This window comes from Rhodopirellula sp. P2 (assembly GCF_028768465.1).
Classification (GTDB): Bacteria; Planctomycetota; Planctomycetia; order Pirellulales; family Pirellulaceae; genus Rhodopirellula.
In genome coordinates, this window is the sequence record NZ_CP118225.1 from 5061096 (window position 1) to 5086142 (window position 25047).

The 25047-nt window shown below is 58.0% G+C and carries 17 protein-coding genes; 7 read left to right on the plus strand and 10 right to left on the minus strand.

Going from position 1 to position 25047, the window contains the following annotated elements:
• Positions 1 to 246: 246 nt before the first annotated feature.
• Positions 247 to 1407: a hypothetical protein gene (locus tag PSR62_RS17885; RefSeq protein ID WP_274404364.1), complete on the plus strand. Its 1161-nt coding sequence runs from the start codon at positions 247 to 249 to the stop codon at positions 1405 to 1407.
• Positions 1408 to 1872: 465 nt separating this feature from the next.
• Here the strand turns inward: PSR62_RS17885 and PSR62_RS17890 are convergent, their stop codons facing one another.
• Positions 1873 to 3162, minus strand: coding sequence for a DUF6666 family protein (locus tag PSR62_RS17890; protein WP_274404365.1), 1290 nt, complete (start codon positions 3160 to 3162; stop codon positions 1873 to 1875).
• Positions 3163 to 3225: 63 nt separating this feature from the next.
• Between PSR62_RS17890 and PSR62_RS17895 the strand changes: the two genes are divergently transcribed.
• On the plus strand, positions 3226 to 4296 hold the full coding sequence (locus PSR62_RS17895; protein WP_274404366.1) for a hypothetical protein: 1071 nt from the start codon (positions 3226 to 3228) through the stop codon (positions 4294 to 4296).
• Positions 4297 to 4471: 175 nt separating this feature from the next.
• On the opposite strand, the gene PSR62_RS17900 is transcribed toward PSR62_RS17895, so the two are convergent.
• The 5 genes from PSR62_RS17900 to PSR62_RS17920 form a co-directional block, all read right to left on the minus strand.
• On the minus strand, positions 4472 to 5353 hold the full coding sequence (locus tag PSR62_RS17900; protein ID WP_274404367.1) for a class I SAM-dependent methyltransferase: 882 nt from the start codon (positions 5351 to 5353) through the stop codon (positions 4472 to 4474).
• A 51-nt stretch (positions 5354 to 5404) separates the two neighbouring features.
• Complete coding sequence (locus PSR62_RS17905; RefSeq protein ID WP_274404368.1) at positions 5405 to 5830, minus strand: Minf_1886 family protein; 426 nt, start codon at positions 5828 to 5830, stop codon at positions 5405 to 5407.
• A gap of 42 nt (positions 5831 to 5872) precedes the next feature.
• Complete coding sequence (locus PSR62_RS17910; RefSeq protein WP_338020091.1) at positions 5873 to 6694, minus strand: PSP1 domain-containing protein; 822 nt, start codon at positions 6692 to 6694, stop codon at positions 5873 to 5875.
• A gap of 435 nt (positions 6695 to 7129) precedes the next feature.
• Positions 7130 to 8308, minus strand: coding sequence for a prenyltransferase/squalene oxidase repeat-containing protein (locus PSR62_RS17915; protein WP_274404370.1), 1179 nt, complete (start codon positions 8306 to 8308; stop codon positions 7130 to 7132).
• Between the two features lie 263 nt (positions 8309 to 8571).
• A complete protein-coding gene (locus PSR62_RS17920; RefSeq protein WP_274404371.1) occupies positions 8572 to 9213 on the minus strand; it encodes a class I SAM-dependent methyltransferase in 642 nt (213 codons plus the stop codon).
• Positions 9214 to 9302: 89 nt separating this feature from the next.
• Between PSR62_RS17920 and PSR62_RS17925 the strand changes: the two genes are divergently transcribed.
• The 4 genes from PSR62_RS17925 (at position 9303) to PSR62_RS17940 (ending at position 14411) form a co-directional block, all read left to right on the plus strand.
• Positions 9303 to 9743 (plus strand): ExbD/TolR family protein, encoded by a 441-nt coding sequence (locus PSR62_RS17925; RefSeq protein ID WP_274404372.1) that lies wholly within the window; start codon positions 9303 to 9305, stop codon positions 9741 to 9743.
• On the plus strand, positions 9740 to 10282 hold the full coding sequence (locus PSR62_RS17930) for a biopolymer transporter ExbD (RefSeq protein ID WP_274404373.1): 543 nt from the start codon (positions 9740 to 9742) through the stop codon (positions 10280 to 10282). Before PSR62_RS17925 ends, PSR62_RS17930 begins: the two co-directional genes overlap by 4 nt.
• A 161-nt stretch (positions 10283 to 10443) precedes the next feature.
• Positions 10444 to 12411 carry a tetratricopeptide repeat protein gene (locus PSR62_RS17935; RefSeq protein WP_274404374.1) on the plus strand — a complete coding sequence of 656 codons (1968 nt, stop codon included), beginning with the start codon at positions 10444 to 10446 and terminating at the stop codon, positions 12409 to 12411.
• Positions 12412 to 12458: 47 nt separating this feature from the next.
• A complete protein-coding gene (locus PSR62_RS17940) occupies positions 12459 to 14411 on the plus strand; it encodes a PAS domain-containing sensor histidine kinase (RefSeq protein ID WP_274404375.1) in 1953 nt (650 codons plus the stop codon).
• Positions 14412 to 14435: 24 nt separating this feature from the next.
• Here the strand turns inward: PSR62_RS17940 and holA are convergent, their stop codons facing one another.
• From holA to pilM, 4 genes are all read right to left on the minus strand, one after another.
• On the minus strand, positions 14436 to 15485 hold the full coding sequence (gene holA, locus PSR62_RS17945; protein ID WP_274404376.1) for a DNA polymerase III subunit delta: 1050 nt from the start codon (positions 15483 to 15485) through the stop codon (positions 14436 to 14438).
• A 6-nt stretch (positions 15486 to 15491) separates the two neighbouring features.
• Positions 15492 to 17525 carry a hypothetical protein gene (locus PSR62_RS17950; protein WP_274404377.1) on the minus strand — a complete coding sequence of 678 codons (2034 nt, stop codon included), beginning with the start codon at positions 17523 to 17525 and terminating at the stop codon, positions 15492 to 15494.
• A gap of 112 nt (positions 17526 to 17637) precedes the next feature.
• Positions 17638 to 19428: a hypothetical protein gene (locus PSR62_RS17955; protein ID WP_274404379.1), complete on the minus strand. Its 1791-nt coding sequence runs from the start codon at positions 19426 to 19428 to the stop codon at positions 17638 to 17640.
• 66 nt (positions 19429 to 19494) lie between these two features.
• Positions 19495 to 21648 carry a type IV pilus assembly protein PilM gene (gene pilM, locus PSR62_RS17960; protein ID WP_274404380.1) on the minus strand — a complete coding sequence of 718 codons (2154 nt, stop codon included), beginning with the start codon at positions 21646 to 21648 and terminating at the stop codon, positions 19495 to 19497.
• 218 nt (positions 21649 to 21866) lie between these two features.
• Between pilM and PSR62_RS17965 the strand changes: the two genes are divergently transcribed.
• Positions 21867 to 25043 carry a hypothetical protein gene (locus PSR62_RS17965; protein WP_274404381.1) on the plus strand — a complete coding sequence of 1059 codons (3177 nt, stop codon included), beginning with the start codon at positions 21867 to 21869 and terminating at the stop codon, positions 25041 to 25043.
• Positions 25044 to 25047 lie beyond the last annotated feature (4 nt).

Sequence of the window (25047 nt, forward strand, 5' to 3'; positions counted from 1 at the left end):
CACAAAGATGGGCGGAAGGAGGCGGGGGTGGGAAACCGCCATTGTGAAGCACCCAGCGTGCAAATGAAAGCACGCAGAAACGTCGTCGAATGCAAGGAAGCCGCAATTTCCAGGATCAATGCCGGTCCCCGCCGAACCAACCCGAAAAACTTACTCCTCCATATGGTGCCATCCACCCTAATTTGACTTTGCTGATGCGATGCATACGATGCCTTTGTCTTGCCAATCCCACTGGAGAGCAGAGCGATGCCGCGGCCTCAGCGAAGCGAACAGTTTGATCCCAGCGAAGTGGGGATCGTGCACGTGGTCCAGCGATGTGTGCGACGCGCCTTTCTTGCAGGTGTCGACCAGGCGACCGGCAAGGATTTCTCGTTCCGCAGGGAATGGATTCGCCGGCGGATGGAAGCTCTGGCTTCGGTGTTCGCGGTCGATGTGCTTTCGTACGCGGTGTTGAGCAATCACATGCATCAGATTCTCCGCAACCGGCCGGATGTCTGTGCTCAATGGAGCGACGAGGAAGTTGCGATTCGCTGGCTGCGTGTGTTCCCCGGTCGACGCCTCGAAGAACACTTGGCCGAGCCGACTGAAAACGATGTGCAAATGCTGGTTCGCAACAAAGAGCGGCTGACTGAAATCCGTCGCCGCTTGTCAGACATCTCTTGGTACATGAGAGCCTTGGCCGAACCCATTGCCCGACTGGCAAACAAACAGGACGAGTGCACCGGCAGATTCTGGGAAGGTCGCTTCAAAGCACAGAAAATCGTCGACGAGGCAGGCTTGCTCGCCTGCAGCATGTACGTCGATCTGAATCCGGTCCGCGCAGCGCTGACGGCGACCCCCGAGACCAGCCCGCACACCAGTGCCTACGACCGGATCGAAGCTCGCAAGGGCGAACAAATCCCTTCGGCCGCCTTTGATCTGAAACCGATTCCGACGGAGGAAGCTGGACGAGAAATCCGAGAAACGCCCGTCGAAGTTCTTCAGGAAAAACGCAGGGCGAAGCGACGCAATCCAACCGGCAAACGGATCCGGCGAGACGAATGGTTGAGCCCTCTGACGTTGAGCGAAACCAAACTGTCCACCGAACCGCAAGTCCACACGAAAGGGCTCCGCAGCAGCGATCGCGGATTCTTGAACATCCGCTGGAGCGATTACAAACGGTTGCTGGACTGGACCGCGGCGCAACCGATTGCCTGCCGAGCGGCTGAACTGCCCAAGCGTCTCGCCCAAACGCTCTCGGAAGTCGGAATCGACGCTTCGATGTGGCGAGACTTGGTGTGGGACTGGCAGAAATACTTTGGCAAAACCAGCTGCATCGGTCGCCCTGAATCGCTGAAAGCCGATGCAGAACGCACCGGCCGCCATCACCACCGCGGCCAGGTCCAAGCCGCAGCCTGCTTCGCTTGAGCAGCAAGGTCAAAGCACGCGTCATCCTTCGCAGTGGTGCAAGGGGCGACGGAACAGTTGGGGACAACTGTTCTACTCTGCTGCGCTCCAACGACCTCAATTGAGAGGCGGAGCCACTGAGCTCACGATCCTCGCCTGAAAATTGCGATGCCCCCGTGAGATTCGCTCTCCATTCGCGACGCCTGCACTTTTGAAAAGGTGGCTGGTACCAAATGAAACGTTGCATCCCGCCTCGGTGATGCCGCTACCGATCGGCTCGCCGGCAGCAGCCCACTAGCCTCCGCAAAGTGGCTGGCACCTTACGTGCTTTCAAGTGGCTGGCACCTTACGTGCTTTCGACGCCTGCTCTTTCCAAATAGTGGCTGGCACCTTACGTGAGGAGGCGTTCAGAAGGTTCGAGACGTGGTCATTGCCTTGGAGCAAGAAACGCCCGCCGACAATCCGAATATGTCCCAACGATTCGGCTCAACGGCGGAAGAGGAAGAACGATCCGTTGTCGGCGACGTTGAACAGTGGGTTTCGATAGCGTTGTTTCGGTCCGGTCACACCGGGACGGAAGGCGAACCCGAGCGAGAGATTCCAACCTTCCGCTTCGTTGGCGTCCAAGGCTGTGTCATCGCCGGGGCTGAAGTAAGCCGACCCCACCAACAACGACCAGTTGGTTTGCAACGGGATTTCCATTTCGCTGCCCCAAATGAAGTGCTCTTCACTCGTGCCACCCAAAAACGCGGTCATGTGCCCGGTCGTTCCCATCGCTCGGCGATAGAAGGCCCGGTACTGATCGACGGGCTCGATCGTTTCCGAACTGGTGAAGCCGCCCGCTTCGGTGGTCACGGTTTGATCCGTCACACCCGCCATGAATTGGAATCCAAATTCATGACACGCGGACACCTTCCAGCTCAACTCACCACGAAGCTGAACCAGGTCGCTTTGGTAGTACCAATCTTGATTCATGTAGTCGACAACCAAGCCATATTGCAGACCGTAATCAACGCGACGGAAGAATCCGCCCGTCACGAAGACTTGATGCATTCGTCCGCTGGTGAACTCTTCGCCTTCCAAGTTGGTTTGAGTGGCACGCACACCAAGTTGAGCGGAGAGATCCAGTCCCAACCAATTCCGGAGGTCACGCCCCTCGTTGAAACCTTGGTAGTAGCCGAAACTGCCGCTGCCGCCGCGAGGCTGCCCAGCGGCGTCCAAAGCGGGGTAGTTCATGGGTGACTTGAACGATTGCGATCCGGCAAAGAACGAAAAGCGACTCCAATCGACTCGCAGGATCGGCAGGAACAACGGGAAGCAATCGATTTCGGCTCCGCCGCACATCCCATCGCATCCGCCGTCGCAAAAGCCGCTGTCACAGCCCGACACCAGATTGCCTGTGCAGGCATCACAACTGCAGACGCCGTACTCTTCCAACCCACAACCCACCTCGAGTCCGCAGCTGGCTTCCATCCCACAACCAGGACCGCCCATGACGCCTGCCGACGAACAGGCATCGCAGTCGCAACCGCCGTCCAAGTAGCCGACCTGCTTGACCGGCGAGGACGCCGATTGACGCCGCTGCACGGCTGGTTTGCTGCTTTGTGGCGTCCACCCCGAACGACTGGCCCCTTGAGCCGACGACGTGTTTCCCTGTGAAACGGACCGGCTGCGGATCAACTGCTCGGCCGCTGTCGCGGTGGACAACGTCCAGGACGAGATCACACAAAGGAAACACGCAAGCAGGCACAACAATCGACGGGGAATGGTTATCATGAGACGTCATTGCCGGAATAGGGACATGGAACTTTCTTCTTATCGGACGTCATAACCCACCTCATGAATAAATCTTGCCTAACCGGAACATTCGGTTCTTTCTTCCCAAACACACCTGCTTTCTCGCCGGGAAGTTTCACACGGGTCGCGTTCCAGCACTGCAAAAGCGTGCGTTTGGTTGTGATTGCAGCGGCATTGTCCGGCACCTGCCTGCACTCCCACTCGGCCAACGCTCAAGACGCCGCCGACGCCCAGGCCACTCCTGACGCGGGCAAGTCCGACGAAGCAGCCCCAGCCGAGCCCACGGCAGCGACTTACCCCGCTGATTTTTGGACCGAAGCGGAAAGCCCCGTTTACCCACGTGGTGCGGTGATGTCCGAGAACGCGTTGTTCGTCGTCGATTCCGACGCACCGGGAGTCTGGACTGTGCCTTGGCCCGCCCAAGAAGCCGCCAAGCCTCAACGTTTCGTGACCGGCTCACGCTACCTTCGCAAATCAATGAACCGGCCTTTCAGCGCCACACCTCATCCAGAGGGCGGTGTGCTGGTCGGCGATTCGGCAACGCGTGAGATCTACCACGTGACCCCCAATGCCGATGCACCGGGCGGCCAGGATGCCAAACCCCTCAACGGTGGGTTCTTGGGAATCCCGATGGCCCTGGTGGTTTCACCCGATGGGCAAACGATCTACGTCGGGGACGCCGAGCGGCGTGCGACATTCGCCTTGCCAATCGAAGGTGGCGAGCCCGAATTGGTCGTTCGTGTGAACGCTCGCGGGCTGGTCTTCGACGAAGACGGTGCCCTCTACGCAGTCACACCTGACGCCGACGCAGTCGTGAAAATCGATGTCGCCAAGAACACCAGCGAGCCCGTGGTGACGGATCGTCCGTACGGTTTTCCCGGCGGGATCGCGTGGCACAACGGCACTGGATTCGTTTCTGATGTCTACGGCAAATGCATTTGGCAATTCACCGCCGATGGCAAAACGGAGAAGTGGTTCGACGAGGAACTGTTGCTCGGCCCAGTTGGCTTGAGCGCGACAGCCGATGCCGTGATCGTTTCCGATCCCAAAGCGAAGCAGGTTTACCGGATCGATCGCGAATCGAAAGAAGTCACCAAGCTATTCGCAGAATGATTCGCAAGCGTCACGGCTAGTCGATGGAGTCGTCCACGACGATTCAACACATGTAGCCACGGTCTCGGGGCTCCCGCCCCGAGCTACTGACGGCGGCCCCATCCGGGGCGAGGTTGTTGGATGCCACTCTCGTAGCGGGAAGATCGGATCACAGCTCTGACATCCACCCCGACGTTCACTCTTGAGTGAACGGTTCCGGTTCGATCTCGGGCAGGGGACTGTCGTCGCGAGCAAAGAACATCAGGTGTTGCCACGGCAAACCGTTGTATTCGCGAACGAGTTTCAAATCCGACGCTTTGTATTCCTGCATGATTTGTGCTTTGGACATTTTGTGCAGCGGCTTGATCGGAACCGCAGGATCTTCCGCGCGGTATTCCAGCAAAGCGATCACGCCATCGGGTTTGAGCGATTGGCGGATGGACCACAGCATCGATTCGGGATGCGAAAACTCGTGGTAGACATCGACCAACAGCACCAAGTCCACTTGGCCAGCGGGTAGTTTGGGATCGTCGATCGCTCCCAGCACCGGCTGAATGTTGTCCAATTTTGCACGGGCGGCGTTTCGCTGAAGCATTTGCAGCATCTCACGCTGAATATCAACGGCCAACACCTGGCCTTCCAGCGATTCTGTCTCCGACCCCGCGTCGGCTGACTGTTCCTCGGGTTCCGCCGCCGCAGCACCGTCGGAAGAAGGGGGCTGGGGTTGGGCCGCCACGGCGCGCGCCATCGGGATCGTCCAGTAACCATTGCCGCATCCCAGGTCGACGACGGTCATCCCAGGTTCCAACCCCAAGCGGTCGAAGGATTCGCCGGCCTTTTCCTCGTCGTCTCGTTCGGGACGAACCAACCAGGCAGCACCGCGGTGCGACATCGGTTGAGCGACAATCCGGCCCATGTAAGTCCGACGGGCCTCTTCTTTGGGGCGTGGTTTTTCGGTCTGACGAGCCACCGTTTTCGGCCCATCGGCCGCGACCAAGTCATCGGCGACACCCTTCCCGGTGGTGATCGCTGCCAAACCAACCAACACCCCAAGGGCGTGCAAAAAAGTGAAACGCATGATGCTTTTTCAAGGAGTGGTAGGAGAGGTCGTCGCGATGGATGATTTCAATCAATCCTCGTCGCTGAGCGCCAGCTCAAACTTGGGTTGAAACGCGTTTTCGAAATCGTAGACGTTGTCAAAGTCTTCCCGTCGATCCGACTCGCTTTTTCGCATTTGCTCGATCCGAATCAGATTGTAAACCAATTCGCCGAAATCGCTGGTTTGCCGCAGGCCCCAGTTTTCGAGCACCATTTGGGCCAGGTAACCAAATTGGTCGACAGCATACAAACGGCACGCCTCACAGAGCTGTTGGCCGGTCAAATGACGCGGCGCATCGCTGCTGGGGTCATCGCTGGGTCCGAAACCAAGCGGACCGATCTGGTCCAAATTCTCGTGGGCGTATTGCAACGCTTCGCGAATGAATTGATACGCTTCGAGCTTGTATCGAGTGTCGTCTCGCAGGAGATCCTGCATCGCTTTGACAGGGGATGGCATGGCGAAGATTCGAGGAAGAGAAAGGAAGAGGCTCGGGGATGATCAGCGTTTACGTTGTTTGGGAGGATCCCCGGAACCCCGTTTTGTCACGCTGATGACGTCCCCCGCAGGAATCATAACGCGTCGATGGTCATCGGTCTTGACCACCAATTGTCCGGCCAAGATGTCTTGGGCGAGGACCTTGGCCGTCCCATCGCGGGTCAAAATCTCGCTGCCGATGGGGGGCAGTTCCTCTGCCATTTCCTCGTAGGTCTCAAATTCGTATCGCAAACAGCACTTGAGCCTCCCGCAACGCCCTGAGATTTTCGCAGGATCCAACGACGCCCGCTGGACCTTTGCCATCTTCATGGAAACCGGCGGCATCTTGCTCAGAAACCGGCTGCAGCAGACCTCTTGACCACAATCCCCGTAATCCGCCAACAGCTTGGCTTCGTCGCGAATCCCGATTTGTCGCATTTCGATCCGAGTCTGAAATTCGCGGCCGACCAACTTCACCAGCTCGCGAAAATCGACGCGTCCGTCGGCAACGAAGTACACGATCACACGCTCGCCGCCCAGCAATCGCTCGACGTCGATCAATTGCATTGACAGTTTCAGCTGGTCAACGCACCTTTTTGCGACGTCCAAATCCTTCCGGGTCATCTCCGACATTTGCGACCAATCGCCGCGATCGGTGACATCAAGGCGGCGAATGATCTTTCCATGGACCGGTTCCGCGTTGCCTTTCGCCGGGACTTTTTCAACCGCTTCGTCCGTCGCTTCGCACAACACGGTCGCGATCTCAGTGCCGCGGTCAGTGCGAACGACCACCTCATCGCCGTAGCGGAAGGGTTCCGACGCGCTCATCACCCCCAACAATCTCATCGAACCATATCGGCACACGTACCCGTCCGGCGGTGCGGCGGGTGGACGCGAATCGGCGTCGTTCGAAGCAGGGGGCGAAGATTTGATGGGTCGGTCCGTCGATGGATGAAACGTTTTGGATCACCCAATTGTACGCGATCGCACGGGCTCGCCTAGATTTGTTGCCCGACCAGAATTTTCCAAGCGGGTCCCGGCAGATGGGCCTTGGCCGATCCGCGTCGGCTAGGATTCCGCCGCAGCTCAAATCTCGGGTGGCGGAGCTGATCCCACTCTTCGAATTGCACCGTGCTTCGCCAAGCGGCATCCCAACCTTTCGTTCCGAATGGCCCCCAAACGAAGCCACGGCAGAAGACGCGGACTTGGACGACGACAGGCTCGCCTGCGGGACGTGGCAGGAATGAATGATTGATTCCATGACCAGCGTTCCGCCCCGGCTTACTTGCGAGCGTGCTTGAGGGCCAGCAAGCAGTAGGCGGTGACCAGTTGGCGATCGCCCTCCATCCAACGCTCCGCTTCGCGATTGACCCACGAGCCGTCTGCTTGCTGCTCCGCTTCGAGTTTGTTGATCAAATCCATCCGCCAATCACGCGGGCCGGCGTCAGTTGACTCAATCACTTCCAATCCCGCCACGTCGAGCGCCTTGGCAAACGTGTGGTAGTAGTAGTACTGGCCCTGGGCTCCCATGCCAGGGTTGTTTTCCAGCGTGTAGTGCTTGCGAATGAAATCGAGCGCCGCGTTGACGCGAGGGTCCTCAGGAGTCAGCCCGGCATAGATCATGCTTTTCAGTCCGGCGTACGTCATCGATCCGTAGCTTCGCAAACCACCGTCGGCGGATTCACCGGCCTGGCTCTGTCCACCAGCCGCAGGCGTGTAGTAGAAACCGCCATCACCGACTTTGTCGGCGTAGGCTGTGTCGTTACCATGTTGAGGCAAATTCTGGGTGCGACTGACAAACAGGAGTGCCTTTTGTATGGACTCGTCGTTGGCATCGGTGCCCAGATCACGCAGCGCCTCGATCAAGAACGAGGTGTTCGAAAGATCAGGACGAGAGTGACTGCCGTACCCAGCTCCACCGTAGGCAGTGTCACTTGGTTGCGCGCCTTCGTCTTCGTCCCACTGGATGTCTTTCAAGAAGTTCTTGGCTCGTTCCAGTTGGCTGTCGAAACGACCGTCTTGATTGGCCTTGTTCAGCGCCATCGCTGCGGTCGAGGTTTCGTAGTTCCGGTGCTTGGATCCGACCGCATAAATTCCGCCATCCGGCTGGACTTTCGATTCCAAGTACTGGATCGCTTTGACCACGACGGGGTCCGACGAAACCGCCTCGGGTCGATGTTCCAAAATTGCTCGCACGCACAACCCAGTCACGGCCGCTCCGGTCTCGCCGCTGAACGCACCTTCGTCGCTTTGCCCTCGCGTACGCAGAAACTCGATCCCGCGGTTGACCATTTGATCGATTCGTTGATCCGCTGTTCGCGAATCTTTGACAGCGGTCTCTTGAGCCATCACGGGAGAATTCAAACCAGTCGCCACACCGATCGCAGCCGCAACGATCCACCCCAAGGCGGTTGGGGCAAACGTGCGAGTGGACGTGCGAGTGATCCATTCCAATTGCATGATGGTTTTCCTGCGAAGGGTTGCGTGACGTGAAAAAAGGGGCGAGCGAGATCGCGAATTCTGTTTGAGCGAGTTGCCGGGACGAACCAAACGAACACTCGCCATTGTCGCTGCTCACCCAAGAATGTTCAATTGACTTCCCGGCCAACCGGCTGACGGAAATAGCGTCACCGTTGGTGGATTCCCCGCCATCGCACGATGACTCAGCTCGATGACACCGGACGCCGCAAAGAGGCAGCTGAGCAACACGTCTGCGACGCGACCTACCGTTTCACGCAGCGATAAATGAACGCCGGCGGCATGTTCCGCCAAACCGTGGGGCTGCGATGGACCTCGGTGAACGCACCTCGAAGCTTCTTCGAGAACCGTTGGCCCGCCGGCAAAACGACGCCCTGCCAATAAGCGAACGTGGCAAATTGGCCACCGGGAGCCAGCACGTCCAGGGTGGCTTCCAAAATGCTGGTTTGCAAACTGTCGGGGAACGACGCCCAAGGCAATCCGCAAATGATCGCATGGACCTGGTCGATCTGATTGTCTCGGCACAGATCCGCGACCGATTCAGCGGACTCTTCCACCACGTTGACCTGCGGGCAACGGGCTCGCGTGATCGCGGCCAATTCGGGCGATCGTTCGATGGCGAAAAATTTGGCGTCGTCGTGCAAATGGCTTTGGATGGCCTCGGTGAAAACCCCCGTGCCCGGCCCGAATTCAACGACCCCGCGAGCCCTGTCCCAATCGAACCAATCCACCATTTGCCGCACCAATCCAGGACTGCTGGGCCAAACGGCACCAACCTGATTGGGGTTGCGAGCAAAGTTTTTCACAAACGTCCACGCCCCACCGCGAGGCACCTCGGGACGATTCGAAGCGTCTTGGGAAAGCGACTGGGAAGATTCCGAAGGCATGCAAATTTTCGCGTGGAAAACAAAAGTAGAATTTGCACTACGATAGTGGTCTCGCACCGCCGTGACTATCTCGCTCCTGTCTTTCTCTCATGCGTTCACCCAGCCAATCCATCCAAAACGGTCGTCGGGTGGACGAGATCAACATGACACCGATGATCGATGTTGTGTTCTTGCTGATCATCTTCTTTCTCGTCTCCAGCCATCTGGCTCGGCAAGAAAACCGACACGCGGTCAATTTGCCCTCGGCGACCTCCTCAATCGATAGCGATCCCAATGCCGCTCCGATCAACCTGACCATGGACTCTTCACATCAACTGTGGCTGGGCGCGACACCGGTTGGGCTGGAAGAAATGATCACCCGGTTGACGCAAACCAAATCGATCGCGGAAACCCCCGTGCGACTGCGTGTCGACCAATCGGTTGCCTATCAATTTGTGGAACCGGTTCTGCACCAAATCAACCAAGCTGGCATTCGCGACCTTTCGATCGCCACCCTGCCATCCACGCAGCGGGCAGGAGTGTCACCATGAAGCGACCTGGCATTCGCAGCGGTTCGCAGCAAAGCATCGCGATGACTTCCATGATCGATGTCGTTTTCCTGCTGCTGGTGTTCTTTGTTTGGACCAGCAGTTTCGACGCTCCCGAGCAAGACATGCCAGGCGGGTTGGCTGTCGCCGCGGAGTCCTCCGCAGTGTCGTCGGAATTGCCTCCCCAGGAAGTCACCTCGGAAGCACCGATCGAAGAGCTGGTTCTGAAGATCGAACGCTCGGGTGAGTCGTCCGTGCGTTACCTCTTGGGCACCACCAAACTCTCTTCGCCCGAATCATTGCGATCACGACTGGGAGCGATCGCCGACCTTGGCATTTCACCTCCGATCATCGTGGATCCCGAGGGGGAAATCTCAATGGCCGTCACGGTCGCCACCGTCGATCTGGTTCGCCTGTCAGGATTTACCCAAGTTCACCTGGCGGTTTCCGCCAATTCACCCACGCCCGGGCAAGCCACCTTTCCCGATGATGACGCCGCCTCGCCCGAGTTCCAATCGCCGCGGGAGCCTGCCTCGCCATGATTGCGAATCGAAGAAGAACGGCCTGCTTCGTGGGGTGCCTGGTCCTCGTGCCATTGGCATCGCCTACTCAGGCATGGTCTCAAGCGTCGCCCAACGGAACCGCGACTGCGGCATCCGCTCGGCCGCCTCGATTGGTGGATTCGGGATCATCCGACAGTCTGGTGCAATCCACCCGCAATGACTTGATCGAAGTCATCGCGCGGCCCATCCCCGATGACAAGCTGTCGGTGCTGTTGACCAATGTGGGCGAGGCCGACGCCAAACTGAAGTCTCGCTTGACCGAACTGGAATCGCCGGAGTCCGCCCGTGAGAAAAGCTTGACTTGGCTCTCACGTGTCGAACTGGCCGTGTTGAAATCGGAACTTTTTTCAGAGGGAAGCAAGGACGGTGTGGCGTCGGCGGCCGAGGCGGTGCAGATCGCCGAAGCCGCGTTGCTGGCGCTGCCCGCTAACGGGGTGGCTCGATCGGAAGTGTTGCGTCTGTTGGCAGAAGCCCATCTGCGGCAAGGCGACGCGAGATCCGCCGCCGCTGTGCTTCGCGAATCCGTCAATGCGATCCCGCCCACTTCCGATTCGAATCCGCCCTCCGAATCAATCCGAGCCCTGCGCATTCGAGTTGCACTGACGGCGGGTGACTTGAATGCCGCTGAGAAGATGCTGCAGCAAGTTTACGCAGACGATTCCACTGCCGCCCGTGTGGGTGTGCGAATGGACTTGGCCTTCCTGCGTTACTTGCTGGCAAGACAGGACGAAACAGCAGTCGCCGATTGGCTGGAATCGATCCACGAACGACACGGTGCGAACGCCAAGGACCGCGCCGACACGATCGTGGCCCAGTTTCGTTTGCAATCAACCGACGGCGTGCCCCGACCGGCAACGGATGACTCGGACCCACGTTTGTGGATTGCCGACGCCATGTACTTCTTGCGTCGGGGCGAACCGATGCAATCCGCGCTGCACTTTGCCAAGGCAGCCGCTTCGGATCCCGTTGCATCACGAAGTGTGGACTCCGCAATCAAAGCCGCCGCACTCCTTGCACGGCAATCCAATTCCAAGGCAGCGGTGGAGTTGTTGCGACGGGTCAGTCAACGACACCCGAAGGCCCCCGAATCGGCCCAGGGACTGCTGCAGGCGGCGACGATTGCCCAGGCAGCTGGGCCCACCGTCGCCACGGATTCCGAAGTCGACGCCATGCTGATCCAAATCGCAAAACAATGGCCGGACTCCCAATCGGCTTTTGCCGCCATCCGGTGGCGAATGGAATGGGCTCAGCGTGATGAACGCTGGCTCGACGCCGCCAAAATCTCGCTCCAATTTGCTGAGCCGCACTGGGAAGCAGATGCGCCGGAATCGGCTTCCGTCCGTGACAATGCTTTGCAGGCTTGGGCGACGGCTTGGCTGCGATTGTCGCATCCAGCAGTGATCACGGCGATGCACGACGAACTGGACGCGCGAGACGATCTTGGATTCATCCGAACGATTCACGCCGACCTGATCAGCCTGCTCGCGGAAACAACCGACCCGCGCTGGCAAGGGTTTCAATCCGAAGCCAGTGAAGGGTTCTTCCGTCAGTTGCAGTCATTTCGCCAGGGGCAATCCCGTGCCATCGAAGCGTCTCCTCCCGCGGGACTGAACGAAGCGTTGGCCAAACGCTTGGAACTCGACGTGGTTGCCACCCCAACCCGACGAGTCGATATCGGACACTACTTGTTGTCCCTGCAAAGTGAGCATGTTGCAGCCGATCCGAGCGAACCTCATTTTCCCAGCGATCTGCAACGAGTTGGCTGGATGATCTGGGCAGGGCAACGCGAGATGGCGGAAACTCGGATCACGGAAGAGCTGAACCAATCACCTCAGCAGGCGGCACTGTGGTGCCGACGAGCGGCCAACGCCTACGCTGTTTCACCACTGAAATCCGATCAAAAACGAGCCGCCACTTGGTGGAAACGACTGGCTGACGGTCTGCCGCAGGGCACCGCGAGTTGGCACACCGCAACGATCGGATGGTTGCGTGCGATCGCAGCCTCAGGCTCCCCCGACAAAGCGCATGCCACGGCTCAGCTGATCATGTTGACGACACCTCCAACCACGGCGCCTGATCGCGCGGCATACGAGAGCCTTGCAAATTGAACAGATGAAACGCCGAGCGCGGAAGCCGATGCTACTGTTACTCATCGATGACAACTCCGCCCCCACTGTCTGCCACCTTTGATATGAAAGCGCTCCGCGACTACCTCCAGTCTCACGGAGAGCTTTTCTTCGATGTGCTTGAACTCGCAACCTGCGGGTTCTATCTGCGGCCGATTCATTCGGCCTCATCGCCCGACACGCAACCGCCGCTGTTCAGCCAACTTTGTTTTTCCTCGTTGGGCCAGAATGCACCGCCTTCCGCGGACGCTGTTTCGACGTGGCTCCAGCTGGTGCATCCGGAGGACAGGGAAGTTTTTGAGCACTGTTTCTTTGCCCCTGAAGAACATCCTGGGATCACCGAAACACCTCTTCGGTATCGGCTGCGACGCGGTGACGGCAGCTATCGATATTCCGAAGAACGCGGGCGAAAGATCACTCTGGAGGAAAGTGGCGAAGCGATTTGGCTGAGCGTCCTGCTGGATGTGGACGGGCACTTTCACGCCAAGCAAGAACTCGAAGACAGCCACCGAGAAATCCAAACAATTCTGGACACGATTCCGACCTTCGTTTGGATCAAAGATGATTCGCACCGGATCTTGCGGGTGAACCGGGCCGCCGCTGACGCCACCGGTATGAGCCCGAAAGAAATCGAAGGCCGACTCACTCGGGAGATCTACCCGCAACAGGGAGACCGTTTTCAAGCCTCCGATCGGCAACTGTTGGAAGACAAGCAACCGCTTCGACGCGTTCCAGAAACATTGGAGAATCAAAACGGCAAAGACTACAAAGTGCTGATCGACAAGTACGAGATGCCTTCGCTTCACGATCAAGCTCCACGCATCCTGGTCGTCGGCACCAACATCACCGAAATCGACGAGGCCCAGCGGGCGCTCGCAAACAAAGAGGCTCAGTTTCGAAACCTCTTCGAACGCAGCCCAATGGGCAGTGTGTTGATCGATTCCAATCATCAATTGCAACTGGTCAATTCCAAGATTGAATCGATGTATCAACTCGCTCCCACAGCTGATCGCCCGATTCAATTGAGCGATCTATTGCCGCTGTATCTGCACGATCAACTCACCCCGCCGGCCAACAGGCGAGCATCGCAAGCGTCATCACCTCGTCAACTCGAGTTCCAAACCTCTCGCATCGATGGAAGCGAGATGCGGATCAGCGTGGTCACCGTTCCAATCGAAGTTGAAAACCAGATCATGACCCTGGCGACCTTCACCGATATCACGGAACGTCACCTGGTCGCGATCGATCTCAAAGCAAAACAAGAAGAACTCGAACGCAGCAACGAAGACCTGGACCGATTCGCCTACATCGCGTCGCACGATCTCAAAGCACCGCTCCGGGGCATCATGCACTTGGCCGAGTGGATCAACGAAGACATGCCCAAGCAGGTCGGACAAGAGGTTCGCAAACACCTCACGATGTTGAACGCTCAAGTCAGCCGGATGGACCGGTTGCTCAACGATTTGCTGGCCTACGCTCGCGTGAACCAACAAACCGACACCGTCGAGCCAATTGACCTGAACGTGGCGTTGCCACAACTGTTCGCGTTCATGTCCCCGCCCGGCACGATGCGGTTGTCACTGCCCGAACGATTGCCGTCCCTCACCACCGCTCGTGGACCGCTGGAACAAGTCTTTCGCAACCTGATTGGCAACTCCATCAAACATGCATCGCAAGGAAGTGTCGTCACCGTCACGTCTGAAGTCATCGACGACTCCTATCAGTTCACTGTGAGCGATGATGGCCCTGGGATTCCGTCCATCGCTCAAGAGCGTATCTTTGGGATGTTCCAAACACTCGAAAGCGGACAAGACCGTCGCGGAACGGGCATGGGGCTGCACTTGGTCAAACGATTGGTCCAAGTCCAGGGCTGCGAAGCCTGGGTTGAATCCGACAAGGGAGAAGGAGCCACGTTCCGCTTCACTTGGCCGGCGGATGAGAAAATCATCCCAGTGGACGAACCTCAGCTGAGCATCACCTGAGGCATCGCAAGTGCGTGCAGCCAATCAGGTCTGTCGAGCGAGTTTCAGAATCAGCTGTTCCAGCAAGAACCGGTCACGACCTTCTGTGCTGTGCGTTCCCTTCAATCGCAGGTCGGCATCCAACAACCAAGGCAGAAGTTGCTTGGCTCGCTCGCGACCAATCGACTGCAACTGTTTCTTCGCAGATTGAACTTCAAATCCACGCCGGATGCCGCCGGCTGCCAACGCGTCCTCAAATTGCCAGGGACGCCCACTTCGTTCGCGATATTCGATCGCAGCGGTGGTCATGCCCAAACGTCTCAGCGACCATGCGATTTGAGGCAGCAATGCAATCGCCCGTTGCCCGCCACTGAAGAGTTTGTCGAGTTGCCGCAAGGCTTCGGCGGCATCTCCCGCCGCAATTGCATCGGTGATTTGCCAGACCGTCTTGCCTTGCCATCCCGCGACGACGTCGCGCACAAGCGGCTCTTCGATCTTCCCTCCCACATCCACGTACAACGCCAGCTTTGCGATTTCGGTGTCGAGCATCCCGATCTCGTCCCCCAGCATCTCGATCAACGCATCGGCGGCGGCGGCAGCAAGTTGTGTCTTGTGACGATCGGCAACAAAGCTGGTCAGAAACTTTCGACGCGCCGCCGCAGTGACTCCCAGTTTGGCGTCGGTGGCACTGGTGCAAGCAACCAGCAAGTGTTCTTTGTCGACCGCTTTGTACACCCGCGTGTTGCTCGCGAGCGATTCCAGCTCCAACACCAACCGCGTCGCATCGCCGGGCGCGGCGACGTACTTTTCGATCTCGTTGCGATGATTGGACAGAAACTTGTCGGCCGACCGCACGACCAACGTTCGCTTGTCCCCGCCGTCAAAGTCAAACAACGACGCCGTGGCTAAGTCGTCACGCAGGTCCGACCATTTGCAGACCTCGCCGTCGACTTGCGTCCATTCGCTTTCGCCGACGATCGCATCGATCGCCCATTTGCGTAGCGTGCTGTCCACACCGTAAACAACGCCGATGCACGCTCCGGCCTGAGTGGATTCTGGCGCGGAAAGGTATTCAAAGGCGTTGAATCGGGGCATTCGCTATTACAGACCGCGTTCTTCGGCAAAGGAGTAGATGCGATACATCTCTTGATCGTTCACTTCACCAGTCACTTTTAACGAGCCATTCTCGTCGTAAAGCAGCATCATCCCGGGCTCACCCAATTCGGAATCGCCAGTCATGGGCAGCACGCGGCCACCTTCGAGATCGATGACCGTGGTTTGTGAAGTCACCTTCGCATCTTCTACCTTTTTGACCACAAGATCAATCGGATCAACCAGCTCCGCTGGGCCCTCGTAAGAGAGAACCGAACCTGGGGTGATGCTTTCCATCCAAATCGGCATCACCGTCCAGTACGCCGTATTGTAACTGAAGTTCACGGCTTTGGCGGTCGGCGGATCCGGGGAGTACTCCACTTTTTTGCCTTCAACAGTCAGCACCTTCGTGCGAGGTGCCTCGACTGGTCCGGCGAAGTAGTCATTGAAAGTTGGCAGCGAAATCGACGGACTCGGTTCACTCCATTCCGACCAACGTTGAAAGTGCCCCTTACGATCGTTGTCCGCTTCGGCAGCTTCCATCAACTTGGAGACTCGTTGATAGACCTCGCCCGACAACGTCGAAATCTTCGGTTGTTGCAAAGCGTTGGCAGGGAAGTTCGGGTCCACAACCGCCAACCGAATTCGGTAGACGTATTTGCGACCTGGACGAGGAGTTTGAGGGTCCTTGTCGCTCGCGAAGTCGTAGAACCGCATCAGCTTGTATTCGACGGGATCTTCTTCCACCATCGCCATCCCGCCGTAGGCTCCCATGCCACCCATTCCCATGCCCATGTCCATTTGCATATCCATGCCCATGTCCATGCCCATGTCCATTCCCATATCCATGCCGGGCATCCCCGAGGCACCAGGACCAGCCAATTCGAGGTCATCGATCCCGAACTCCTGTTCCTTCATCATTTCCTCGCGAGCCTTCATCTGCTCTTCGCGACGGGAAATCATGGGGATCAATGGATGAGTGACGAAATCCGTGTAGTCAACCAACAAAATCGGCGGGATGTACGCGGTCACGTTCAAGTCGCGATATTCTTCCGGCACAACTTCCTTGGCGTACCCAGCCCAAAGTTTGGCAGCTTCCAGGACGTTCTTTTCACGCGTGTAGCGAACGACCCAGTCCGCATCCGTGAGTTCCTCGACGGGTTTATTGCTCACATCAGCGCGTTGCACTTCATAGTTGAAATACAGTGGTTGATCTCGCATCGGCAGATAACCATCCGCTTCCTGCAACGCTTCGCGGAATGACTCAGCCATCGCTTGATGGGGAATGACGGCGGTACCGGAAATGAACCAAGCGCCTGTCGGCACAGGCTTCATGCTGTCCTTGGGGGTCGCGATGAACCCAAAGTTGTTTTTCGCATTGAAGCGGCGACCGGCAGCCGTCGCCGACATGGTTCCCATGCCGCCTGCCATCATGCCCATGTCCATCCCCATGCCCATGTCTTCGCCGTACATCCCGGCGTCCATGCCCATGCCCATGTCCATCCCCATATCCATGCCCATCATTTCGTCCATGCCGGCCCCACGGCGACGTCCACCACGACGTGGGCGAGGCTTCTCTTGTTCCACCACTTCCAAGGCTTCAGCGCCTTCCAGGTCCTTGAGCGCGTAGTCTCCACTGCGGGAAAGCATCGCGATCGAAGCGATGTGGCTGTCAACACGCAGTTCCATCGGTGGGTGCAACACTGGATCCTTGCGTCGGATCGAGGTGTCGATGGTCTTGCGTTCCAGCAGGTGAGGCATCTTGTACGCCGTGGAATCGACCGGCGTCCGTTTGCGCGCGGTTTCCGCCAGGATGTCGAACTGCGGTTTTCGCTCGGGCAAGATCTGCTCGTTGTGATCCTCATCGATGCTGCTCCGCACCGTGTTGGCGTCGGTGGCCAATCGCTCGGGCTGCACCTCATCGAGCATGTTGGGCATCTGCAGGCCAGCGTAGACCATCCAAGCAGCCGCCAGAACAACAATTCCGACCACAAATTTTTCACCGTGAAGGATGAAGAATTGCTTGATCTTGTCGGCATCCATGAGTTGTCTCGCACAAACGAAAAAGAAAAGGAAAGGTTGGCGACAAGTTCAATCAAACCCAGTTCAAAGATTGGAGGGTCGCCTCCTCCAATCAAAACCACAACTGCAACGATTATCCCGTCGTCGCCGCGGAACCACCTGTCACCGACGCTTCCCCTGCCGGGGGCTGCGCGGGATTCGCATCATCCGCAGGATCTGCCGCCTCCGGTGCCGTTTCGGCTGGTGGTGGCAGAGCTGAATCAGGCGTGTCGCCAGGAGCGGTCGCATCGGCCCCGGTACCGGCCGCAGCATTGCCGCCATTGGATTCCTTCAAATCCTCCTCGGCACTCTCGGCCATGGTCTCGCCATCCAAGACCGTGTCTTCGGTGACCAGTTCCACGCCCAGTTGGTCTTTCTTGGGTGGGTTGTAAATGTGAATCAGACCATAGACCTCGACGGTGACATCGAGAGGGAATTTCTCCTTGGGGCCTTGGCTGGCTCCCCCGCCCATCATTCCTCCCATGCCGCCCATGCCTCCCATTCCCATTCCGCCCATCCCCATTCCACCATCCATGCCGCCGTCCATTCCCATGCCGCTGTCCATGCCACTCATCATCGAGTCCATGCCGCCCATGCCACCCCCCCCGCCGCCGCCCATCGCGCCAACAGCGTTCGCCCCCGCCGACTTCGGAAGGATTCGGACCTGTTTGACTTCGACCATCAGCGGTGCACTGCCGCAGGCCGCCAGCAAGTCAGGGATGTAGCGTTGGTCAATTTGCAAAGACATCATGACTGGCACACGCTTCGCCACTTTCAACGGTGCGTCTTCGGGCGATTCGCTTTCCAAAGCGGATCGCAAGGTTGCTCCATCAATGGGTTCATAGGAGGTATCGACGTAACGGTTGTCGACTGGATCGGGAGCTTCCATGTCACTCATGCCTCCCATTCCGCCCATGTCTCCGTACATATCGTCCATTCCCCCCATGTCCATTCCCATATCCATGCCCATGTCCATTCCCCCCATGCCACCGGTCATGGCAACACCTGGTTTTTGAATGGAACCAGCGGTGAACTTGACTTTCTTACCGAGCGAAAGGTGGTTGATGACGTGGATCTTGGCTTCGAACGGTTGCTTCGCATCACCGTTGACGTCCGCCACAATCCCCAGCATTTGCCGCAGAATCCAAAGGTTTTCTTGGCTGTAATAAACTTCCAACGTCGTGGGACGACGGCCTTGCCAAGGGAACAATTCCGAGATGATGGCTGATTGCGACCCCACAGGCCAATCCACCAACGGAACATCTTCCACGCCAGCGATGTTGACTGGACCGCGTCCCATGCCCATGCCCATCCCCATTCCCATCATCGAATCCATGCCGCCCATCATGGCATCCATTCCACCACCAGCGGCACTGTTGGACCGGAACTCAGCTTCCCATTCAGCTTTCGCAATTTCAGCGATGCTGGGCAACACGTTCTTGATGTAGAACGCGTAGGTGTTCAAGAACGAAGTCGGTTTTTCCTGCCCCGGTTCGGGCGGGTAGGCAATGTGAGCCTCGATCGGGACGAGGTCTCGAAATTCGTCGACGAACTCCTTTGTCAGTTCCTCTTCCGGCCACACCAGAATGTCACGCTGGGCATCGTAGACTTCCTGCCAAGCTTGCAAGACTTCGTCCTGGCGAGCTTCGATCAGCAAATCCATCGCTTCCTTGGAAGTCGGATTGGGATGTTCATCGAGTTCCATACGCAACGACGACACCGCACTGACGTCGCCCTTGATTTTTCCGGCGCGACTTGTGTTCTCCTTGACCAAATTGCCGGTCACGATGAACCAGATCGCCAGCGCACCCAGCGTGATGGTGGCGGTGCCGATCCAGAAGCCGTACTTGGCTGCGGCAGCGTATGCTTGCTTGAGTTGATCCATCGATCAGACCGAGTCGAGAGAGAAAAGGTTGTTTGTGGGTGGCGAGGTGATCGCCGAAAAGTTGGACTAGTTGGCGATCGCAACGGAATTGGGATCGGCATCGAGGTCGTCGTCAGTGCTGCCGCCCTCACCTTCCATTTCGGCCTCCAAGGCAGCTTCTTCGTCCGCCAATCGCTTGGCTTCGATTCGTTCACTGAGAACGCTTTCTTTCCAAACGACCTGGAACACGAAGTCGAGCCTCAGGACTTCCAAAGTAGGCGATTCGACTTTGACGTCGTCGTCCCCTTCGGCCCGCAATTGCATCGCGGTCATGGCGGAGACGGGGTCGTAGTCGGGGTTGGGAACCTGGACCAACTGAGGTTGGTTCTCATTCAGCAACAATGGGTAGCTGAACCCAAACTCTTCCGGTGTGAAGGTGATCGGATTGCCTTGCGGGTCGATCAAGTTGATTGGTTTCTCACGGAAGTTGGTCGTCAAGTACTTCCGGACGTGCTGACTGCCTTCTTCGCCCTTGTGTTTCGGGCTGTTGAAGTAGTGGTATCCCTTCAATTGGATGACCCAACCTTCTTCTTCGGGACCGGTGTCGTCGGCGAGTTCTTCCGGCGGTGCCGAATCTCGCATCAAGTCGTACCAGTTCTTCATCTCTTCTTTGTAACGAATATCCAACCGCTCGGAGTACCAATCCTCTGCGAGATCTTCGTAGAATTTGGTGTCGATTTCGGAGATGTGGAAATCAATGCGATCTTCCAGCGGCAGTTCCTTGACGCTGGGGATCTTCCCATCCGGGTAATCCGCCCGCGGAATCGCAGCGTTGACTGCGTTGATGAGTTCCAACCAAACGAGGCGGCGTTCGGCGTTGCCGGAAATTTCTTCGCCCAGACGATTCAGGAACGTCAAGCGACTGACCAGCAACGTGTCTTCCGATTTTTGGTCCGAGCTGTAAGACGACATGCTCGTCACGGCCGCTTCCGCACTGGACCAAAGGTCCTCGTGAGTCGTTTGCCACGAACGCTGAGTCAACGCGTACTGGGTAGTCGCACCCAACAACAGAGCTGCCATGCCTGCCAGAGCCCAAGGCTTCTTGGCACGGATCATCCGTTCGGTTTTGATCTCGGCTGGAATCAGCGACGTGTGAATCTGGCTCAGCCCCAGCCCTTGCAAACACAGCCCGTAACACACCGCAAAGGTTGGTGCGTTGTCGCGGAAGGTCGGGATGCTGAGCACATCGTCGCCGGACAATCGATTGAATCGATCCAGCGTGTGGACTTCGTAACCGAGGTTCTTGCCCAAGTAGGCCGCCAGGCCCGGCATTTTGACTGTGTTCCCTGTCACCAACAATTCGGTGATCTCGGCCTTCTTGTCGATGCTGCGGAAAAATCCGATCGAACGCTGGACTTCCGTGACCAAATCGTTGAAGACCGGCCGCATGGTTTGGAAGACAAGCTTCGGGTCGACCGCTTCGCGAGCGTTGCGTTTGAGGTGTTCTGCTTTCGCGAACGTGAGCTTGAGGTCTTTCGTGAGCTGACGGGTGAAGTGGTTCCCGCCGATCGGCATGCTGCGTTGCCAGATCCGAAAACCGTTCGTCACGATCAAGTCGCTGCTGTCGGTGCCGATCGAAAGCAGCACGCTGGACGTCGGTGGTTCATCCGGATCAAACGTCTCGTTTTCAATTCGCTCGTGGAACCGGTCGTAAGCGACCATGTTGTAAAGAGCGATCGGAGTCAGCTGCACCATGTCGACTTCGATGTCGGACTCTTGGAACGGCGCGAGTTGACGGTAAGCCTGCTCCCGTTTCATCGCGAACAAACCGACTTCGCTTTCCAGGGCGTAGCCTTCTTGGATCGTTGCTCCCGGCATCGTTTGGTAATCCCAAACCACGTCGGACAATTCAAACGGGATCTGAGTCTTGGCTTCGTACTTGACGATGTCGTGGATTTTCTTCAGTTCCACCGGTGGTGGTTTGAAGAACTTCGCCAACCCACTTTGACCGGGAACGCTGATGCAGACTCGATCGCGAATGGCGTCATTTCGCTGCATCAACTGATCCAGCGCATCGGCGATCAGCTGGTCAGGATCCGCATCGGCTTGTCCCAGAATTTTGGGATACTCGATCAGATCAAACGCATCGGCAACGATCTCATCGCCCTGTTTGACGCAGTGCAACGCTTTGAGCGCGCTCTGACCAATTTCGATTCCCCAAACGCCGCCGGATCCGGCCATGGTTTACTTTCAACACGAAGAGACAAGATTTTTCAAATCGATGAGTGGCATCAGCTAAAGTTGATGCCAGGGGCGAGTCCGGGAGGTGCCGGCGATCTCGCCAAACCGCTAGTATCCCCTTTTCGCTCCTTCACGTCAAATTTTAGTCGCTCATGCCGTCCTTTGCCGAATGTTGCGTCCTAATTCCTTGCAGCACGATCGAAGATTTCCCTTCCCGGTTGGATCATAACGCCGCCCAGAGTCTGCTGGGCACGTTGACCGCGGCTTGGCACCCTCGCTTGCTCGCTCAGGTGGGAAGAGTCCCCACCTGGCACCGAGCCGACGATTTGCCGTCGCCACCCACTCCCATCGGCGGACTCGCAGAATCTCCCGAATCCTCCCAAACAACAGCCCTCGCCCCCTCCAAGGAGGGCCCGCTCCGTCTGTTGCTGGTGCCGGAAGCCAGCGTGTCAAAACTGACCGCCTCCGTTCGCGATTCATTGACTTCGTCCGATGCCGAGCAGCGTTGCGTCACGATTCAGCAGGATTCTCATCGCGAGATCCGAGTTCGTTGCCGCAGTCGCCAGGATGCATTGGCTCTGATTGATTCGTCGATCGAAAGCAGTTGGTTCGGTGATTCGAGCACGCTGAAGAAGGATCCCAACGCCAATTGGCCCAATCTTTCCGCCTCGCTGCTGGCTGACGTCCGCCTGGTGACGGAAAAAGGTCGCGAGGTCTCGCCGGCCGACTTTTTCGCACTCGGCTACACGTGGTGGCAGATCCAGGTGCTGACCCGCCGGCTTCGCTACACCAGCAACCTCGATCAGGTCTACTTCGAAACGCGAGTTCTCGACGCCGCCGAAGCCTGGACACAAAACGACGCCGAAGCCACCGCGGCAGCACTGCACGATTGCTTCGACGCACTCGCGGAAGAACGCGACCACTACTTCGCGTCCGACCCGTCGTTGATTGACCTCACGCTTTTGACGCCGTCGACGCTGGACCGATTTTTCGATCAGCCCGAGCCAACGACCAGCGAAACGGAAGCGATCCTGGCGACGCCTCGCAACGCGTTGGTCGATCAAGCCGTCGCGGAGGCGGTGCTGAATGCGGACGCAGCGGTGCAGCAAACGTTTCAATCGCGTTTTGCCGCTGAAGGGATGTCCTGGGCCGGCGGCGGCCCCGCTCCCTCGGTTTGTTTCGATGAGCTGACAATCGACGAAATGGAACGCACCCTGCGTGAATCCATCGATCAGGTTCAACGTGCCATCGGCCAACCGATGGTCGTGCACGCTCGATTGGGCGGCAGCACCACGCCGGAAGTCGTCGCGGCCTTGGCCAGCCACAAGCACGACGGGCAAGCTCAAACCCAGTGCCGTGGATTGCTGCCCATCGACTTCGTAAACGGAACCGGCTTTGGTGACGAAGCCAAGGTGATCCTGGGCGAGAACGGGCATGAAATCGAAGCGTTGACGGCCAAGCCCTTGGATGCCAACAACGAGTCGTCTTTTCTAACGTTGGGGACGCGATTGGGCGAAGCGATCGACGCAGGCGAAATCGCGACCGCGTTGCTGGTGCACTGGCCCGGCGAAGGTTGCGACAGCTTCGGCGATTTGAATCGAGCCGCAACCTGGACCCTCGCCCTCGGTCGGTTCTGGAAGATCGACGACTACTTCATCGACGGCGAAAATCCCTATCACCATGGTTCCTCCGCGTCTTGGAAAGCCTCGCCCGCGGATCGCATGCAAGCAGGCGCCCAAGCGGCTCGCCAAACTGCCACCGGCTACGCTTCCTTGGTTCGCCAGCAATCCAGTCGCGATGCCAGCGGTCTGTCGATGCTGGCCAACCCTCGCCGAACCGATCCAACTCATGGGCTGGCAGAATCCCTCGGACTGGCTGACTGCACCGAAGCACCTTCGGATTCGACCTCCAATCCACAGCCAACCGACAACGTGCTGGTCATCAACAGCAGCGGTGTGCCGACGCGGCAACGGGTGCTCGTCAAAGGCAAACTGCCAACGAACAATCGTTCCGTCTTTCATGCCCACGCGGTTCGCAACAACACGGAAGCGGTGCTCGACATTCCTGCTTGGGGATATCGCTGGACCAGTTCCAACCCTGCGGCCAAACCCTTGCTGGCTGAACCCGCCGTGCATACCGGGGTTCCCTCCGCCGGCGGCGATCACCCTCGTCTGATTCGATGGGCGAAACAGCTTGGCCGTTCAATGAGCCGCGGTCCCGGCCCGATCGTGGACGGCGAACGGATGAGCAACGAGTTCCTGGAACTGAACATCAATCCCGAGCACGGTGGAATCCAAGGCGTTTACAGCGGCAAAGTCCGCGGCAATCGACTGTCGACCCGGATCGAATTTGTGCCCGCCAAACAGAAGTCGGCCGACAAGAATGCAACCGGGCTGGTCGCCCAGTGCGACTCGGTGCAAACCAAAGAAAACTCGGTCTCACGCGGCATTGTCGCGATGACCGGTTCAATCGAATTGCCAACCAAGAGTTCCGACGATGCGTCTGGTTCCGCCAGCAGTCAACGCCTGAAATGGCAATCCGAAATTGAACTGAATCGAGGCAGCCGCTTGGTTCGGTACCGAATTCGATTCGAAACGTTGCCGGGAACCTCCAGTGCCGCCGAAGAAACGAACGCTCCTTTGGACTGGATCCATCATCCCGTCCTGCGGATGGCATTCCCGGGTGCCAGCCCCGTGGTGCGGGCCATCGTGCGAGAGAAACTGCACCGGACCAGTGCCCGACGGTTCCTCGCCCCGCTTGGTTTCGTCCACGAAGAAGACGAGTGCCAAACGCTGGTCGCCACCCACGGCAACAGCTTCCATCGCCGCAGCGAAGATCGTTTCCTGGAAACCTTGCTGCCTCTCGCCGATGCAGCAACCTCGTCCAGCGAAGCCACCAATGGCTTCTCGCCGTGGCACGAATTCGCGTTTGGATTTGATGTGCCGCACCCGATCGATGCGGCCATGCAACCTTGGCGAACGCCGACAGTGCTGCAGGTTCCCAACGGTCAATTGATTCGAAACGGTGTGCCCGCTGGGTCTTGGTTGATGCACGCATCGCCTTCCACCTTGCGAGTCCAAATTGTCGCCACTGGCAAGCTGGACGATGGCCGCATGGTGCTGCACCTGCGAGCCATCCAAACGACCAGCAAATCCGTTCGCGGCGTCGTGCGTTTCTGTCAGCCGGTTGCTTTGGCTCATCCGATCTCGCCCTTGTCTCGCCCACTTGGCGATCGCCACGAAGACGCATCGACACCGCCGACAAAGGTTGCGATGCAGGCCATTGATGCGGCATCGATCGATGGCGAAGTCAAGTGCGAAGACGACCGGATCGAATGGGCGTCGTCTGGACACGGGGTGACTCATTTGTGCGTCGTCTTCGACACCAACAAGTGAGCCG